This is a genomic window from Marinicellulosiphila megalodicopiae (genome assembly GCF_045862395.1).
Taxonomy (GTDB): Bacteria; Pseudomonadota; Gammaproteobacteria; order Pseudomonadales; family Natronospirillaceae; genus Marinicellulosiphila; species Marinicellulosiphila megalodicopiae.
Map to the genome: position 1 here is coordinate 3,553,595 of NZ_AP023087.1, position 18,262 is coordinate 3,571,856.

Annotated in this window: 18 protein-coding genes; all 18 read right to left on the reverse strand. The window is 40.8% G+C overall.

Annotation, left to right across the window (positions count from 1 at the left end; all coding sequences use genetic code 11):
* Position 1 precedes the first annotated feature (1 nt).
* Positions 2 to 4,429, reverse strand: coding sequence for a hypothetical protein (locus TYM08_RS15160; protein ID WP_422379991.1), 4,428 nt, complete (start codon positions 4,427 to 4,429; stop codon positions 2 to 4).
* Positions 4,430 to 4,507: 78 nt separating this feature from the next.
* On the reverse strand, positions 4,508 to 4,927 hold the full coding sequence (locus tag TYM08_RS15165) for a hypothetical protein (protein WP_422379992.1): 420 nt from the start codon (positions 4,925 to 4,927) through the stop codon (positions 4,508 to 4,510).
* Between the two features lie 22 nt (positions 4,928 to 4,949).
* Positions 4,950 to 5,372 (reverse strand): hypothetical protein, encoded by a 423-nt coding sequence (locus tag TYM08_RS15170; protein WP_422379993.1) that lies wholly within the window; start codon positions 5,370 to 5,372, stop codon positions 4,950 to 4,952.
* Entirely contained in the window at positions 5,372 to 7,375 is a 2,004-nt protein-coding gene (locus tag TYM08_RS15175) for a hypothetical protein (RefSeq protein ID WP_422379994.1), read from the reverse strand. Before TYM08_RS15175 ends, TYM08_RS15170 begins: the two co-directional genes overlap by 1 nt.
* A 138-nt stretch (positions 7,376 to 7,513) precedes the next feature.
* The gene (locus TYM08_RS15180; protein ID WP_422379995.1) at positions 7,514 to 7,894 is read right to left on the reverse strand and encodes a hypothetical protein; all 381 of its coding nucleotides are present in this window, start codon (positions 7,892 to 7,894) and stop codon (positions 7,514 to 7,516) included.
* A complete protein-coding gene (locus TYM08_RS15185; protein WP_422379996.1) occupies positions 7,894 to 8,283 on the reverse strand; it encodes a hypothetical protein in 390 nt (129 codons plus the stop codon). The genes TYM08_RS15180 and TYM08_RS15185 overlap by 1 nt, the downstream gene beginning before the upstream one ends.
* Before the next feature lie 3 nt (positions 8,284 to 8,286).
* The gene (locus TYM08_RS15190) at positions 8,287 to 8,715 is read right to left on the reverse strand and encodes a hypothetical protein (protein ID WP_422379997.1); all 429 of its coding nucleotides are present in this window, start codon (positions 8,713 to 8,715) and stop codon (positions 8,287 to 8,289) included.
* On the reverse strand, positions 8,712 to 9,278 hold the full coding sequence (locus tag TYM08_RS15195) for a phage tail protein (protein WP_422379998.1): 567 nt from the start codon (positions 9,276 to 9,278) through the stop codon (positions 8,712 to 8,714). Before TYM08_RS15195 ends, TYM08_RS15190 begins: the two co-directional genes overlap by 4 nt.
* Positions 9,279 to 9,282: 4 nt before the next feature.
* Positions 9,283 to 9,645 (reverse strand): hypothetical protein, encoded by a 363-nt coding sequence (locus TYM08_RS15200; protein WP_422379999.1) that lies wholly within the window; start codon positions 9,643 to 9,645, stop codon positions 9,283 to 9,285.
* Positions 9,645 to 10,130, reverse strand: coding sequence for a hypothetical protein (locus tag TYM08_RS15205; protein ID WP_422380000.1), 486 nt, complete (start codon positions 10,128 to 10,130; stop codon positions 9,645 to 9,647). The genes TYM08_RS15200 and TYM08_RS15205 overlap by 1 nt, the downstream gene beginning before the upstream one ends.
* 76 nt (positions 10,131 to 10,206) lie before the next feature.
* Positions 10,207 to 11,217, reverse strand: coding sequence for a major capsid protein (locus TYM08_RS15210; RefSeq protein WP_422380001.1), 1,011 nt, complete (start codon positions 11,215 to 11,217; stop codon positions 10,207 to 10,209).
* A 78-nt stretch (positions 11,218 to 11,295) separates the two neighbouring features.
* Positions 11,296 to 11,664: a head decoration protein gene (locus TYM08_RS15215; RefSeq protein WP_422380002.1), complete on the reverse strand. Its 369-nt coding sequence runs from the start codon at positions 11,662 to 11,664 to the stop codon at positions 11,296 to 11,298.
* A gap of 60 nt (positions 11,665 to 11,724) precedes the next feature.
* Complete coding sequence (locus TYM08_RS15220; protein WP_422382838.1) at positions 11,725 to 13,056, reverse strand: S49 family peptidase; 1,332 nt, start codon at positions 13,054 to 13,056, stop codon at positions 11,725 to 11,727.
* A 48-nt stretch (positions 13,057 to 13,104) separates the two neighbouring features.
* A complete protein-coding gene (locus TYM08_RS15225) occupies positions 13,105 to 14,727 on the reverse strand; it encodes a phage portal protein (protein ID WP_422380003.1) in 1,623 nt (540 codons plus the stop codon).
* Complete coding sequence (gene gpW, locus TYM08_RS15230) at positions 14,724 to 14,945, reverse strand: gpW family head-tail joining protein (RefSeq protein ID WP_422380004.1); 222 nt, start codon at positions 14,943 to 14,945, stop codon at positions 14,724 to 14,726. Before gpW ends, TYM08_RS15225 begins: the two co-directional genes overlap by 4 nt.
* Before the next feature lie 14 nt (positions 14,946 to 14,959).
* Positions 14,960 to 17,008, reverse strand: a complete 2,049-nt coding sequence (locus TYM08_RS15235) for a terminase gpA endonuclease subunit (RefSeq protein WP_422380005.1) — start codon at positions 17,006 to 17,008, stop codon at positions 14,960 to 14,962.
* Between the two features lie 6 nt (positions 17,009 to 17,014).
* Positions 17,015 to 17,548 carry a DUF1441 family protein gene (locus TYM08_RS15240; RefSeq protein WP_422380006.1) on the reverse strand — a complete coding sequence of 178 codons (534 nt, stop codon included), beginning with the start codon at positions 17,546 to 17,548 and terminating at the stop codon, positions 17,015 to 17,017.
* A gap of 561 nt (positions 17,549 to 18,109) precedes the next feature.
* On the reverse strand, positions 18,110 to 18,262 hold the full coding sequence (gene lysC, locus TYM08_RS15245) for an Rz1-like lysis system protein LysC (RefSeq protein WP_422380007.1): 153 nt from the start codon (positions 18,260 to 18,262) through the stop codon (positions 18,110 to 18,112).

Below are 18,262 nucleotides of genomic sequence, written 5' to 3' on the forward strand. Positions count from 1 at the left end.
GTTAAAGCTCCTTAACAAACCCGTTAATATCTACAGTTGTGATACCTTTGTGCCAAACTTCGTTTTCATTAACGCACAATTTATCTACTCCAAAATTCGCTTTTGTTGCACCACCTAACTCAACAACATTACTGACACCCGTTGATACAGCAACCAATGACAATCCTGTGCTTTTTATTCTGCCTGTAAAAAATGCACCCGTTGTTTCTGGATACCCATTTCCGACATATTTTATAGCAACATAACTAACAGAATTATAAGTTAGCGTAACTAAACTATATTTCTCACTAGACTGCATCAATTGTTCTGACGACATACAACCACCGAACATTGCAGATGAGCCACTTGAAACAAGCACATCTAAACGGGACGCCTGATAATTTCCCGATGTTCGATCTAGTGTTATCTGACCGTTAACGTCATTATTTCCAGCGTTAACGCACAATAGAATATATTGCGTGCTCTCAGGTTCAATCATTTCAAATCTGCGATTTATAAAATGATCTTCTTGCATTGTTATGTGACCTGGCACATCAAAGTCACCACTCACACCATCTATCGTCGCAATCGCCGCATTAGCATAACTCTCAGCATAACTTTCAGTTGCCAAGAAACTATTAAAACTTAACTTGCCGCCAATATTGATTAACGTCCCGACGCTTGCTGATCCCGTGAAATCCCTTAACAGCAACACATCATTAAATGCGCATGTATCGTGAAATACACTCATGGTGCCTGGTGCAAAATCGTTCGTACGAAAATCATTTTCGCCTAATTCAATCGAACCCGACCACGCGAATAAACCCGTTGCATTTGAACCATCGATCGAAAATGCAGTGGTACTGAAATCATCCAATATAATCGCGCCAGATCGAAATGTTTTAGACCCTGTGTAAATTTGGCTGCCGTTTGATACGGGCGTATTGAAATACCCCCCCGGCGTCATGTTTGCGGATATACTGCTGTACGCGCTAGTGACAAACGATGACTCTGCAAAAAAAGTGGACTGCAAATTACGTCGATAACCCACAACCGCTACATAATATTGCGTATTATCGCTCAATTCTGAAATCGTGATCGACGTGTCCGCCCCTTCATACGCAAGATTACCTTCAATAATCGGGACCGGATAAGACGTGCCCACATAAACGCGATGACCCACTCGAAACGGATCATCAGATGCAGGAGTAAAACTTAAAACTGCAGTTTCATAGCCGGGCTTAATCTGTAAATCAACAGGGGCCTGAACATCAGTTACATACACATTAATCGTCGTTGTATCGCTACTATAAACACCCGCGGCATTGATCGCTTTTACTTTAAAAAAATACGTATCAACATCACGAAACCCAATATCGATCGAGCGACTATAACCGTAATACAGCTTTGTGCCTTGCTCCCATGTTTCACCGTATTCAATTTCACGCACTTCAACTTTGTGATTATCTGATATGCCTGACACCAAAATCCTATAACTATCATCGTCTTTTGTTGTGCTTAAATAGGGCGAATCAACATTAATTGGATTAGTCAGATCTTCAGTGATGGCAGGTATATTGCCGTAGAAACTAATAAGCGACATTTTTGCGCCTGATTTGCTAATAGGCAAAAATGAGGCAGTAAATGTATGATTGGTTTTTGGGTGTAAGATGCGTTTTGTATACGTGTTATAACACTCACCCCACGAAACTTTGTCGACTTGATCGCCGTTTTCGTCGTATTGATAAAAATACAGCAAAAAATGATCGACATTATTTGGAATCCCAGTTAAATCAAACTCTATCGTTAAAAATTGCTGAGAGGGTGTCATGGGCGTGTTGGGCAGCAAGTTTGCAGCAATGGAAATATCCGCCGACAAATCTTGAGCGTCTAAGTTATCTGTATCGCGCAAATTTTGTTGAACCGGAACATACGCCATCACATGAGCAGAATCCGCTTTGTTTTCAGTATCTGCTACCGCTAACCGAGAATCATTGACGAAATCAAGATGTGGGTAAACAAGTTCACGAGCCCCCTGCGGTATTTTCGCACCCTGATAGCAACTTAACGCGGATCCAACTGGTGTGTAGGGTGTAGCACCATCATTAAAGTACACAAAACAACCGGGCATACCTGGTGCAGCATCCCCCGAATATATTTCATACGTTTTGATAAATGTAATATTTTGTTTGTTACCCGCGCCCGACGCTTGCAAATCACCATTATCATAACCCGCCCCATCCAAAATGATTGGGCCGTCACCCGCCATTCCGCGCGCGGTGATCATCAGTCCTGCCCCGCCTCGCTGGACGGTACCTGTCGCTTCCGCCATCGCGTTCACTGGTTTGGTAATCACTCCGTTTTGAACACTGCGCGCGTCGACGCCTACACCGTTTGCGCCCTTAGTGCCGCTCAACACTGTATATCCATGACGCAAATAGCCGTTATCATCCACGATTAGAGGGGTTCTTTGTATTGACGACACCCCTTCGTTTGTATTTCTTTCTGTTGTTAAAATATTATTCCAGCCTGCCGACAACCCAGTTAGCGCAGTCCATGGCCCCACTGCCGCGCCGCTTTGAGTGGTACCAAAATAACCTTGATCGAATTTATTAAGCCCTTTTCCGTTAATGAGCCCGTCTCGCTGAAAAAACCCTTTAATCCGCAGTTCAACATTATTTTCAATAGTCAATGTTACGCCTGACTGAAATGTCAGATTGCCGTCATAATAGTAAATAAGGCCGCCAATATAGTCGAGTCCAACGAGCGTCGCATCTTCAGTAATCACGCCATCCACGATCGTTAAAAAATCCGTTAAATTATTTCCTTGAGCCGTATAATATGCATCGGACAACACGGACTGCGCCTGTGTGCGCAAGGTCGCTTGGCTTTTTGATGTTGCACCGAGCAAATTAAATTCAACGGTACCGTTGATAAAATCAGGATTGATTTGAGTGATTTCAAACGACCGATCAATGTTACCTGTTTTGTACGGATCTGGATCGGGATATTGTATGCGCACGACATCGCCCAATTCTAAAGTGTCATACCAGATCGGCACAACAATCGACGTTGTAATCGGGGCGCTTGCTTGACGATCACGCATACCATCAAAAATTTCAAAAACCGTTTGAGCGCCCACATCGCTATTACGCAATAAACTTAAGGTTAAAATTTCCGCCTCAACTTCGCCATTTTTATCAATGCTGTCTGCATCATAAACCTGTGTAATTTGTCGATAGATATTTGTGGGCTGATGTTTGTCCCAGACAATTTTATAATTATTTTTAATATTTGATGTTTGCAATTCAATGGGTGCCATTGAAATAATGTTATCAATATCAAATGTGATTTTTGCGCTTGCGCTGGATAACACTGCTTTTCGAGGGCGCAAACCCAGCTCTCCATTACTATAAACAGGCATAAAATATTGCATGACAGGCAATATTTGCTGATTAATAAAGTCGCGTAAATTGACATCCTGCTCACCATGCAGTGTCAGCATCAACCCTTTTGCACGATCTTGCGTCCACAAAAGCTCGGGCAAATTTTCAAAGTCACTAAAACGCAACTCATCGCTTGGCATATTTGCAGACCAGTGCGAAGGCAGGCCTGATAATTCGTCGGGCTCACGACCTGACAATAACATATAAAGCATTTTACCCGCGCTTGCATACAAATACGGCACTTCTTTAATTGTTTTTTGATCTTTATCTTCAGCGGTTGCGTCATACTGATGCACGGCTTTACGCGTACCTAGCGCGCCCCTTTGCAAAACATCCACACCCCAGCCCAATGTTTCATGTTGACGCAACCCCGTGTGAATAATCTGCTCATCTTCAATTTGTATTACAGACCACGATTGATTTGGAAAAATCTTATATTCTGAACTGCGCGCAAACACCGCAAAGTAATTTAAATCCGTTAAGTTAATAGGTATAAATGTCGCATCCGCGCTAATAGTGTTTGCTAAAAATGCTACCTGCTCCTGCATGATTTGACGATCATCTAGGGCACGATTGATATCCGCCAAGCCCAGCGTGGCTTTGCCGTTTAATGCATTGTACGAGACGCCTTTTAAAGTGGATTTTAAAATATACTTTGAAAAATCTAACCCAGCATAGCCCACATAAATTTCGACCCGCGCATGTCGAATGCCCATACCATTATCATTATGCTCACGAATTTGAGTCGAGAAAATACCGTCAACATCTAAAAATTCAAACGATGCATTACCGATCGTCACAAAAAACTCATCAGCAATGGATTGCCCGGCCACGTCACCCGAAATAATGGAATCATTCAAAATTAAATACGCACTTAACCCCTCTACATCGCGCAGTGAAATATAAACAGGACTCGCAGTATTTGCCCAAATCTTCGCCACAAAATTTGGTTTTGCGGATGATGATGAATGAAAGCCATAAAAATCAGTGTTGTAATGTTGCATAATGTCTCTTGTAAAAATTAAGGCAAAAAAAAGCCCCGCGCTCAAAAGAGGGCAGGGCTTTTTAAATTAAATTGCTTGCTAGGGTAGATCAGTGACGCGAAATTCTTTAATTTCTAAACTGTAACTGCCTGACCATTCCGATGGTATATTGTGCAGAACGATACCAGGATCATTAACTAAATGAATATATCCGGGTTTGATTGGAATTGCTTTTGCTGAGAAAAAATCCACAAGAGGATTAAAATCTTTTTCATAAATGACGCGACCTTCATTATTTTTAAAATATAACGTAAATCTAATAAAATTAATTGTTTGAGAGCTTAAGTTCTCGATTTTGAATATTATTTTAACGTCAGACTGTTTCGTTGCATTTCTTTTTTTAACAGAAACATCATAAACTCGGATATTATCTTTATGCGCATTTACAATCTCGGGCTCGGACTTACAAGATAAAAGCAATAATGATAAAAACAACACAATAAACACGCGATAGAACATAACACCTCTTTTTTTAAATATATTAATTATCAATATACTCTAAAGTAAATATGTAACTAAATCGAATGTTTTTATTGTCCGTTATTTTTTCATCATAACCATCTGCTAAACGCATAATTGTGCCATTTTGAGTGTGGGGCAATCCGCTGACCTGTACGGTACCGCCGTTACTCAAAGTATCAAGCATCATGCGCCAATATTCAGATCGTTTACTTTGAATCTCCCCAGGATCAAGCCCTGCTTTAGGGCTTTCAAACTGCCACTGTCGATCAATACAAAATTCGCGATCGACACGGATATTTCGACTTAATCCATAATTACGGGATCGATGAATGTTTTTTTTAGGTTGTAATGATACTATTTTACTATTAAATAAAACAGAGTCCTCATAATCTACAGCATCTACCAAGCTATGCGTTGCTGTGTATGCAAATGTAATAACCACTACGCCACCTTCGCTGTTAAATTACGATATTGAGCAGAGCCGGGCGGGATAATTAATTGACCGCTTTTACCTACTTCAACACGGACATCATCAATTAAATGACCGATAGATCTACCTTGTATGAATACATTCGTATTCGTTGTATTATTTTGATTATTTAAATCAAAAACACGACCGGGTGCACCTTGATCAACTTCTGGCGCGAGGCCTGTTGGTGCTGCTCCCGCTGATGTGTCACCGAACTTTTGATTGTATATACTAGACACCTGAGCCATACCCGCAGCAAACGCCAGTCCACCACCGACCAATCCATATTTTGCATAAGCCAGTGTTGTCGCCTCATAAGTATTAATAAGCGCCGAACCAATGCTTGCATATTTATGCACCTCGAACCATTCTTTTGACTGGCCTTGCATCTGACTTGTAAAACCAGTGACTAAACTGGCATAACCCTGATAATAATCAACATTCATTGCACGCTCTGCTGCATGACGTTGTTCGGTTATTTTTTCAACTTGACTGGACCAAGTTTTTTGAGAAATTAATCCGTTTAATAAACTTGCGTCTAATATCCCCAGTTTTTTATCCCAACTTTCTTGGAACTTTTCCTCATCTGTTTTATTAAAGTCGGTGATGTTTTTTAACATCAAACTTAATTTGCTTTGCTGTGATACTAATTCAAGATTGGTTTTTTTATCTAAATTTACCAAAAAATCAGACTCATCAAAGCTGTCAGGTGAATCGATCGAAATTGGATTATTAGCAATCTCTAACTTAACTTGTTTGTATTGCTCAACTAATTTTTGCCCTGGTCGATCCTCGTTAACTAGCGCATCAAATTTATTATTATATTCTTCTGCAACAGACAAAAGAGAATCCGCAACCAATTGCGTGTTATTTTTTTCACGCATATTGTCATACATTTTTTCATATTCTTTATACAAGAACGTGTTGAAATTATAAATTTGATTCTTTGCAACACCAAGATCCGTTGCATACTGATCCAATTGCTCTTGCGAAAATACTTGCCCAGGAAAAAACTCGCTTTCGTGTAGCTTTCTATCTCTATCATCTTCGCCACTTAATGCATTAATCTCAGCCTGAATGTCACCAATGATCTTGAGTGTATTTCCCGCAAAAAACGAAAGGGATTGCTCAACTTTGTAAAAAATTAGCTTTAATCCAAAAAATGAATCGGCCAGCAAACCTACTGCACCAACCACCGCATCAACAGCACCTGTTGCAATCGATCCAAATTGACTGGATGAGTTTGCATTCTCCAACCATGCTGTTGATACAGCAGTAATAGCAGGAGCAAGAGCCACAGCGAACACATTAGCAACACCTATACCTTGTTTTTTAATCAAGTCCATAGCGTCATTAGCACTCTCGATTGCTGCTAAATCTAAACGATTTAAAGCAATCCCTAAACCCTCCGCCTCCTCTTGATATTTGCGTAATCCGTCCGACCCTTGATTAAAGACGTTTATTAATTTTACTCCACTGCCTGAAAATAACTGATTTGCAGCGTGCGCTTTTAGCGTTGGATCTTCGACTGATTTAATTGCGTCAGATATTTTGTAAAATTGCTCATCAGGGCTTAAATTTTTTAAATCTTCAAATTTCAATCCTAGTACTTCTAGCGCAGTTATAGCTCCGCCGGTACCAGATTCTGCCTCACCTAAACGAATAGTCATTTCTTTTAAAGCATCATCAAGCGTGTCATCAGATACACCGGCCGCCTGATTAGCCGCGTGACGCAGCCCCGCTAATTTTTCAGATTGAATGCCTATCGCATCTGATAATTTAGCCGTAACATCAAGCGTTTCATATTGAGATTTAATCAATAAACCAAATCCTGCGGCGCCTACCAATGCCCCTATTGAAGCGACCATTTTTCCCATATCCGCACTGGATTTTTTTATATTACCGCGAAATGAGTTAAACGATTTTTTTGTATCGTCTTTTCCCACCAAACGGTATTCTTGTTTAATCACTCTCATTTTCTTTACGCTCTTTTTGTCGTTCTAAAAACGCCACGTGCTCTGCTAACTCTTCAAAAGGAATATGTTCAATTTCACTAACAAATCGGTTCATTTGATGCGCGAACGATAGATATAATTCGCGCGTCGGGTCAGCACTTAAACAGGCTTTTTTTCTTCCACCAGCTCGCTAAAATCTAAGCGGGATTCGATCATGCTATTAATGCGCTCATAAATAAGCGCATCATCATTACACATGTCATTAAATTCACCCTTACTGAATAGTTTCTCGCCGTTTTCGTCTTCGCATAAAGTGATAATCTGTGCGATCACAAGATGACCCGCTGTAATGACTGCGGTTTTATCTTCCATGCGCACATAATGCTCGGCTAATTTATACGCTTGCTGCTTAATTTTTAACGAAATAGCAGGGTAATAAATTCGCGCTGGATTAGCAGGCGTCCCCCACTCTTTGACAGTGATCATCCTGCGATTATTTAATTCACTACGCTTTTGCTTAATCTGATTTCTTAAGCTCATTATGCACCCACCAAACCGTCAACAAATGTTGAATTATTTACCTGATACTCAATGGTTTGCTTGGTTTTTTCACCGCGCTTTATTGCCATTGGCTTTTTAGTGATAACCGCTGAAAATGAAATTTCGCGTTTCCCAGCTGTATTACCAAATGGATATAAAAGCACATCCACCGTTTCACCAACCACCATTGCGTTTTGACCCACATCTTCATTATCTAAAGTATGCGTTGAGCTAAACGTGTAGGTTTTATCGCTTACTTCAACTTCATCATTTCCGCCTAAATATTTTTCTGTTACTACTTCGGCGGACTCTTCAAAGCTGACTTCTGTTACAAATCCAACTTCTTCGGTTGCAACTGTTAATTCTGTTAATGAACCATCTAATTTCATTTTTTATTCCTCAAAAGAGATATATAAATCACGAGTACCGGAATAGATCCGACCTTCGTATTCGGTTTCGATCAAGCTAGGATCGGCTGTGATGCTTTCTGTTAAAAGCGCATTTAATTCAAGATTATTTTTAATTTCATTTGTGCCAAAAATAATCATCGTGTCGATTTGATCGCGTAATTCAATAAGATCATCTTGATAGGGTAAGACATAAACCAATTGAATTAACGCAGCATATTCGGTTTTTGTATTACCTAAATGCTGATCTTCTTTTGGCTCAATGTTCGATCCATCAACAGTTGCAACAAAATAGGGTAACTCTTCAATATCTATTTCATCTTGCAACGCATGACGTACCGCTTTTAAATTATCAGTGCGCGGCAACGCATCAAGACAATTAAAAACTGCCTTTCTAATTTCAGTTATTTTCATAATTGTTTTTGTTTCGCTATGATTTTATTACTACGATATTCAATTTCGCGTTGCATTGATCTATCAAAAAAATCAATACTTTCAGTGCTGCTTTGATGTTTTTGCCAAGCATTATTAAATACTTTATTTAACGGTACTTTTAAAGCAATCAACGGGTTTCTTGATCGGGTTTTACGCATAAATACCTGTGTATTTCCACCTTTACCCTTTGCAAAAAACGCCTTCGATTGATAACGCTTACCTGCTTTTACACCACGCCCTAATTGATTTTTCTTAGTTACCCCAACACGCTTGGCACCCAATTCAATCCAACTCACATCACGATTATAAAAAGTTACTGAATAATCCAAACGCCTAAAATTACTTTTACGAACCAAGCCTCGCTTATTAATCAACGCCAACTTAACACGCTTAACTTTTGCAACTTGCGAAACCGATTTTTTCTTAACATTTGCTCCTGTCCTATTAATACTTGCATTTAAGGAAGGCGTAAAAACTTTTTTCTCAATTTCGCTTAGGGTTTTTTCAACTGATTTTATATTTGATGTTAGTTTGATATTCATTATTTTAGACACCCATTAAAATCAATTTAACTCGACCATCGCTGCCAATATCTGGCGCTTTTCTAACTTCAAACATTTTGTTGTTTTTATCAGTAAAGCGATCGCCTTTTTTAATTTCACCGTATTGGTTGACGCAATCTAAATTACGCAAAGTAATGGATGGGGCGTATCGTTCAAAGATGCCATCATTATCAAACGTGGCGGTTTGTTCTTTGAAAATACCAATGCATCTAAACTCATCAGTTTGGCCTTTTGGCTTCCAAGAAAACCAAGAGCCAAACACTTCAATTTGAGCTTTTAATGCATCGTCTGCCGCTTCAATTCCGACACCAATAGATGTGTCGTCTTCACTTGGCGGCCATGACATTACGCTTGCTCAGCTTCAATAAATGCTTCAACGATCGCTTTTACTAATTTTTCTTCACCGGTATTAACTGGGCGATTTAATTTTAAAATATCGTTGGCTAACACTAATAAATCATCACGATTTAAATCAGAAACGCCTTCTTTTTCAGTTTCTGCCAATCGCTTTAATTGATCTTCTTTTGATTCACTTTTTAACGCGGGTGTTTCAAGTTTTTTAATGTGATCCGCTTGTTTTTCGTTTTCCGCTTCAAGTGTTTTAATCCTTTCTGCCTGCTCTTCAATCATCGCTTTTAATGTTTCGGAATCTTCATTGGTTGATTGAGATGTTTGACGTGCATCGACTTCGCACAATACGCCACGTTCAATTAAATCCAGTGCATCTGCTTCTGGCATTTCAAACGGATCGTCGCCTTTTTTATATTGTTTACCGCCGAATCGAATACACCCAATTAATACACACACTAAAATCATTTTGATTTGAGTCATTTTTTTACCTGCTTTATTTAAATATTAGATATAAAAAAAGCCACGTTTTACGGTGGCTTTTTAGTGATTAACTCGATTACTTAACAGTAACTAATCGGGTGGCGTTGGCGTTACCGACAACCATTAATGGCGCTGATTGTGTTTGTAAAAACTTACCTGCGGGGTCGTCTTTTTCAAACGTTTTTGGAAATAAAGGAAACCCTTTGTAATCTGCTTTAGGGTCGCGAATCGAACCAAAACAACGCACACCACCAACGGCTACCGAATTCACATATAACACTTTTGCCCCTGACATAATGTATTGTTTGTTACCGGCTTCATCGTGGTAAAATCCATTATGCACATAAACATGCACTTCACCCATCATGCCTTTGTAAGCAATTTTACTGGCTTGAATACCCAGTTCAATACTGATACCCGCTCCGTTATTTTTATCAAACCGTGCCGCAATTTCCGCATCTGTGTGACGCGCTTTTACTAAAGCCCAAGCCTCTTTAGACATCACGATCACATCGGCAGGGTAATCCATATCCGTGACTTCGGCTTCCATTGCATCCAATGGCTTAGCACCTGAATCATCCCACTTATCAGTGCCTGTGTAAGTGATCGTGTTTTCATTATCACGCTGATATGACACTTGTGTTTTTGGATAATTGGAACCTTCAATAATAACTTCGCCATTCAAGATCGCTTCAGAGGCTTGTTTTTCCCAGGCACGCATTACTTGATCACGTTGCAACATTAACAAATCAGAAACTGCGGCTTGTTCACGTTGCGCCGCTGATTGTGGGGTATTAAATGCTTCACCAGGTCGACGCTTATAAACGTGTTTATCTGGTTCAATTGCATGCATTGGCTTGTGGTATGCAGGCTTAAAACTTGAAGTTTGCATGGATTTATCTTTTTGCACCACACCTGCAACAACAGGCGAAATATAAGGCGCAACCGATAAATCAGGCAAAACTTTATCCAAATCAATTTCTTCAGTATCAAACGTAGCTTCTTGACGAAAAAACATATTTAAAAAGAAGGTTTCAAAAGCTAGATTTAGGTTTAACACACCTAATAGTGTTTTAGTTGTATACATTAAATGTACCTCAGTTTTTAAAGACATAAAAAAACCGACTCATGTCGGTTTATATTTTGTGATTGTTAGATGAATGAATTAACGAAAAACCAAATTAATTGGCTTCGCATCAAACGCGGTTAATTTGTCGGCATCGGTTGAAAATGATGCATCCCAAGTCAGTAAATTACTGTCAAATCCACCACCGCTATAAACAGGGCAGGTAATAGCTTCACTGGTTGCATCGATGTCGTGAGTTAAAATTTTACTCGCATTACCAATGCCGCCCGCGCCGCCTTTCTCGGCTGGCACCAAATGCCCCGACGCAGTTTCACGCGCCAATACGGTACCGCGCACTAATACGCCTTCGCCTGACTTAATCGTGTCAGAATGAGTCGTTAAATCTTGAGAGCTTGCCACTATTTCAGTGGTTTCAAGAGTTTCAACAGAAGAACTTGCTAATGTCATAATGTGTCTCGCTTATTTAAAAAATGTGTAAATGATTAAGCGCTTAAATTTAAGCGTTATTTATTTTGGTTTTACAAGGGGATTAGATCGGCTGTAACTTGCCATTTGTTGAGCAAGGACATCATCTTCATCCACTTGCGTTTCGCTTTGGCTTTCTGCTTCAACATTTGCGCCGCCCATAATACCCATTGCTGTACCTAATGGATCAGCTGGCGTAGCCGCTTCAACCGGTTCAACTTTTGCCGCTTCTTTTGCTGACACTTCTAGCAATGCCGTTGCATCTTCAACGCTCATGTCTGTATTCATGGCTAAATGATTCGCCAATGTGCTGCGACCTTCTGCAGCCTCACAACTTAAAATGCCGTTAATACGCGTACGCTCTGCGCTTTTGTCTGTACTTGCAGACACTGTAAATTCAATACCAGCTTGCGTAAGTGCGGCGGCGTCTTCTGCTGTTGGGGCAACAGCTAATACAACTTTTTTCATATTGTCGTTCTCGTTTTTATTAACTTCGCTTGAAGTTGGGTTTTGGGCAATATCACCCATGAAAACACCGCCGCCTGTTGCCGTGGTGCTGGTTAAACTTTCTAATACTTTATCTGGATGCATTACCGCATCGGCTAGGCCATTTTCAACGGCTTCAACGCCTCGAAAACAGGCCGCTTCGGTTGCCAACACATCATCAATTGTTAACGATCGTTGGGTTGCAACGTGTGTGGCAAACTCAACACGCAACGAGTCGATACCGGCTTGCATTCTGCTTTTTACGTCATCAGGTAATTTATCGTAAGGGTTGCCATCTGCTTTGGTCTCGCCCGCATAAATTAGCGTGACGTCCATGCCGTATTGTTTTAAATGCTCTTTATAATTCCAATGAGCAGTGATCACGCCGATTGATCCCACGCCTGAGGTTTGAGTTAATACTAATTTTGTGCAAGAGCAGGCCAATGCATAACCAGCCGAATACGCAGACGAAAACGCAAACGCGGTAATTTCTTTTTGTTTGCTTAATTCCGCCAACGTTTCGCAGGCCTCAAAACACCCATTAACCGCACCGCCACCTGTGTCGAAATTAATTAATATCTTTTTAACTTGCTGATCAGAAACCGCCATTTTTACTTCAGCAATAATGCCGTCGTAACCGCGATAGCCGTACCAATCGCCCCATATTCCTAATTTTGAAACCAACACACCTGACACATCAATGACCGCTACGCCATCAATAACCTGGTAAGGTGTTTCACCATTTTGAAAGGATTCATCCAGCCAAAACGCTGCGCTTGGTTCCATATCTTCTGGACGATCGATGGACAGCATTTGCGTGTCTTGCATACTACTGATTAACGCGGGTAAAAATTGCGGATCAAGTAAGGCGGTTTGCCCAGCTAACACGGCATGCAAGTTTATTTTTTTAATATTAATAACGTTCTCCTTTGCCGTTTATGCGGCTGCGGGTTGTTCGTGCCCTGTTTGCTCAGGTGCCAACGCCTCTGCATCAGCGGCGGTGATTCGATTTAAGCCTAATTTCTCAGCGGATTTTTTCTCTTTAGCAAGTTGAGTGAAGTTTTCTTCCCAATCCCCTTCAAATTTGACACTTTCTTTTTCGACTGTAGATAGGCCCGCTTCAATTAATAAAATGGATTCTTTTACTTCTTTAATGCCGTCGATGATGGGACGACCTACACCGTTCCAAGTGCATCGAGTCCAGCTTTGCACGTTTGACCAAAACGTCATATTTGAAATACCAAGCGGTAAATCAAACCCGCCACGTTCTGACGTTTTAGATACCATTTCTTCAAAAAACAATCTGAAAACTTGGCTTGAAAATCTTGCTGCTACCGTGACACGCAGCACCATAAAATGGCGCCACGATTCAAACATGCCCGCGCGCGCACTTGAGTAGTTTGTTTTAGTAAAATCTTTGGCTAATTGCTCATAAGACACACCCGCTGCCATGGCGATATAACGCAATAGAGAGGTTTCAAACTCTGTTTTTCCGCTTGGGTTTTTGGCTGTTAATAACTCTAATGATTCGTGTGGTAATAACGCAGGTACATTCACACCATCGTGTTTTAAACGGGGTGAGTTTTTATAATATTCACCTCGAAACCCTAAATAAGTTTCCGCCGGATCGGTACCGTTTGAATAATCCGCACCGATTGCCGCCATTGCCTCGGCAGGTAAATCGGATTTTAAAACCATGGCGTATTGCGCGTTTAAAATCGCGTTACTGATTTGCGCTTCGTTCCATTTTTCAAATAAACGGATTTCTTTTAAACACGCCGCTAATTTGTGGACACCTCGATTTTGATCTGGGCGATCGGTATTAAAAATATGCAGGATTTGTGGACGACCCCAAGGGGTAGTTTTTGCTACTTTTTTCCATTTACCGACCGACATACCAAAGCCCACATCGTTTTGATGGCTATGACGAATGTTGTAATGCGTCGCTGCCCCAAATCGATTGATTTGAATACCGGCTCTTAATTTATCGCCATCTGTTTGACCGTATGGATTCGATAAGCGATCAGGGTCAATGGACTTAATCGCGGTGCTGATTTTTTTATGCTTGAACCACTCAACGCTGGCCAGTGACTCACCGACCATTGCATCTTGGCCTACGTTTTCACGTACCATTTGTAATAGGGTGCGTTTTTCTTCTGCGTCAATTAGCTCTGGCGTTTCGGAATACTCAGTAAACCTAGCTTCAACCATGCGAACAAAATCACCCAGCTTTTCATCGTTGTCTTCGATTTGCTGTTTGGTTAAACCAAGCGCTGTCCAGTTTGGGCGATACGATAATTTCCAAATGTGCCCGACTACATGATCTTGATGTAATTGGATAACACCTTTACCTGGCGCGGTATTACGAACGGCATCTTTTGAACGGGCATCCATCAGTAATTTATCATCTAATAAATCCGCGTCGGCACTGCCTGACATTGGATTCCAACTCGACATAGAGTTTGAAGCGCCACCTGCATTAAAACCCGCCATTGAGTTGTTTTTAATGTAGTTCGTGCCTGTATTTGGGTTGATGATTGGAGAAACTTGCATACTCATATTTCAAACCTTGCTGGACGTAAACGCGCCGACTGACCACTGATGATGTTTTCAAGTCTTTGAATATACGCTCTCAATTGACCGATATTCGCCGCATTAAATTGGGTCGAATTACCATCAACATTTACAGACACAACCGCACGACCAATATTTAAATTGTGCAATGCTTTTTGCGCTTCGGCCAAATAGATTTGAGCGGTGGCTTTTGAAATATTCATAAGATTATCTTTTGTTATGCGTTAAGTGCCGCGAGTTGTGCAGCGGTTAATCGCTTGCGTTTTTTAGGTGTGTTGGTGTTGCCAGTTACGTGCGAATTATTATCCCAATCGTCTGCCCAAGCGGGCGGATCAGACCAGTTGATTTTGTCTGCTTTTACTTTGTCGCTGTATGAACCGGCTAACGCATAAACACATAAATCCGTGGCCTCGTTGGGTGTGCCTTTCGGGCATTTCCACTCGCCATTAATTGATGTTTCGGCGGTTAATTCTTTGAAAAACCAAAACGGCAACCAATCGGGTAAAACCAAATCCGCTTCATCATCGACGCGAATTAATGATGCGCTGATCATGTCTTTAAATCGGTTGGTATTGATGGTCAATATTGGAATTTCACCGCGTGCATCGGCTGTTCTGTCTTTGCGATTTGTGTTGTCTGGGTAACTGACTTTAACTAAAGGGATTTGTTTGCGACCTTTGACCAACATAAAATCACGGTGCATGCCTTTTTTCTTTAATCGCCGATAAAATTTATATGCATTGTCAGTGGTTGCCCCTGTTCCGCCTAAATCGGATAGCACAAGTTTTAACCCCATTTTTCGACCTGAGTCATCATCCAATTCATATTGTTTATTCATGAATTGGTGCTCTAGCTGATCCCAATCTTCTGGAGCCGATTCTGGCATGACGCGACGCTCTGAAATTTCGCCTGTTTCTGGATCCACTGGGTGACGAATATCAAAGCGATCGATAATGTATTTTTTACCGTCGTACGCAAACCCCATCACTTGGCAAACAAAACGGCCTTTGGATCCGTTTTGAATATCAACGGTGCCGATCAAATAACGAACGCCTTTTGGCACTTTGTTTTTTGCAAAGTCTTTGGCTTGTTCCTGTAATTGATCAGCGGTGGTTTCATCTTCGCCGATGGGCTTGCAAAATGGTTTACCTTGGTCGACATTGACTGTCACTTTTAAATCTTGGTAATCGCCTGTGTCTTCAAATTTTTCTTTTGCTTTTAAATATTTGGTGACTAATTCGCTCCACTGCTGAAAACATGCGGCAACGCCTTCTAACCAATAACTGACCATTGAGCTTTCACGGGCTTGTCCTGAAATTTCACCTTTGCTATTTATTTTTAATCCTTCAGATAGCCACTTTCCTTTTTGATTTAAACTGTAGCGTTCACCGGATGTGTGTTCGTGTTTGCAGTGCGGACAAATGTATCGAGCTGATCGACCAGCGGCTTCGTGATCGGGTGTGTCGTCCCATTCAAGATTATTAAATTCTGCAGGTGCGTATTTTTTACATGTGTCGTTTTTGCACTGCCAATACCACAACCGACGATCGCCATCGTTATAAAGCGATGCAATGCCAGGTGCAGGTGGTGCAATATGTGGTGTTGCTTTATTTTTATAATCTTTTTCGGTGTACATGTGACCAGGTGATGACTCGGCCATGGTCATGCCGTTTTTTAAAACACCTGCATTAAATGTTTGGTTACGCTTTTGGGTTAACGCAAATAAATTACCTTCACCACCAATGTCTAATGGAAAACGATCGTAATCGGTGATTGCACAACGTCTTATTGTTTTGGATGCTAGTTGACTGACGGTTGCCCATCCGTAAATAAATACGGTGCCGTTTGCCCAAACTTTTTCGCGTAAGTTGTCGTTTTGTTTACCGGGTAATAATTTGTTTTTAACTTCTAAATTGCCTTCAATCCAACGGCGTATATCTTTTTTTACATAATCTCGACAGGTACCCATCGACATATTCACAAGCATAAAATCACTTGGATCAAATAGGGCAATATGTTGCTGCCAATTCATAACTAATGAATCTGTTTTTAATGAACGGGCAGGCCCCATAAAACTTAAGCCTGTGTGAACATCGCTATTAAGCATGTCCATTGGTTCGATCATGTAAGGAGCAATGTTATTGTCCCAAGCACCGACCTCATAAACTCGACGCGTTTCATGTGCGCATTGGCTTACTGAAATTTCACGCGGCGGCCTAACTAAATCAACTTGATTGACTGCTAGATCGAGCGCGTTTGCATACATGTTTATTTATTTCTCTTCGGTTTCCTCGGGGAACTCTTGTTGCCTGTTTTGAATTTCTTCGCTTAATGTTTTCAATTGATCGTCTGCTAATTCATCCAACCAACCTCGCACTTCTTTTGCGATCGTTCGTGTTTGTTCGATCGTTAAATCTAATGATTGCTGTAATTTGTTTGGCAATCTTAATGCGTTATCACTGATTGATTTTTGCATTAAGCCAACTACTAAAATAAATTCACCTTCAGTAATTAGCATTCCTGATTCTTGCAGATATTTTTGCTTTTTTAATTCCGCATCCCAATGCGCGACACGCATACTTGGCTCAAGTTTATCGACTTCATCCATCGATAATGCACCGGACTTTGCCTCACTTTTCATTAACGCAGTGGCAACCGCTGGCAATGTGTAAGCAGGATGGCCGCCCGAATTGCCACAGGGACGAATGCCTTCAATTCTCTTTGAAACAGTGCGTCGATCTAATCCAAAATCTGCAGAAAGTTGAGTAATACTAAACAGGCGTTTTCCGTTAATCGTCGATGCCATAAAATCCCCAACAAAAACCCTTCATAAAATTGGCAACCAGCCCAGTAAAAACACGCCCTCCAATGGGGTCGAAAAAAGTCGAAACGTTGTACATCGAAAATTCTAAAAATGCTCACCCATGCTCAAACCCGCAAGCCAGATAACTAAAGGGCTACAGCTATTTTTTACCCCTGACCTGTGGAGCATTCCCAAAAATTAAAAAAAAACTCACAAAGCCCGCGCTCAGCCACCACCGTGGTAAGGGCATAATCTGCCTAAGTACCTTTTTTTATTTGAGAGGGGAATTTGCATGATTTTTTGATCTCAACAACGAATAACAAGACAAGTAAAAACTAATATAGAAAGACTTCAACTTGTTCTATTAAATCTTTTTAAATTAACTTTCCCGATCGTTAAATTATTTTTTAATGCTTTATATATAGGCTTAATCTATTCGCTAGTTCAATTGGCATTAATAACAACACAACAACCTAATGTTTAAATATTTTGATAACAACTTAAGCAACGCGCTCAGCTATACCCGTAAGGGGGGCACCCCATCTAAAGTACCTTTTGATTTTACTAATCAGTGCTTTCATTAATCCAATCTCTGATTGCTTGCTTGTCTTGATCACATTGCTTTAACTTCAATGCTACTAACTCCAATGCACTGCGCCATGTCTCACCAATCAACGATGGTACGGGACAGGGCTGTACTAACTCAGTCGGTGGCAC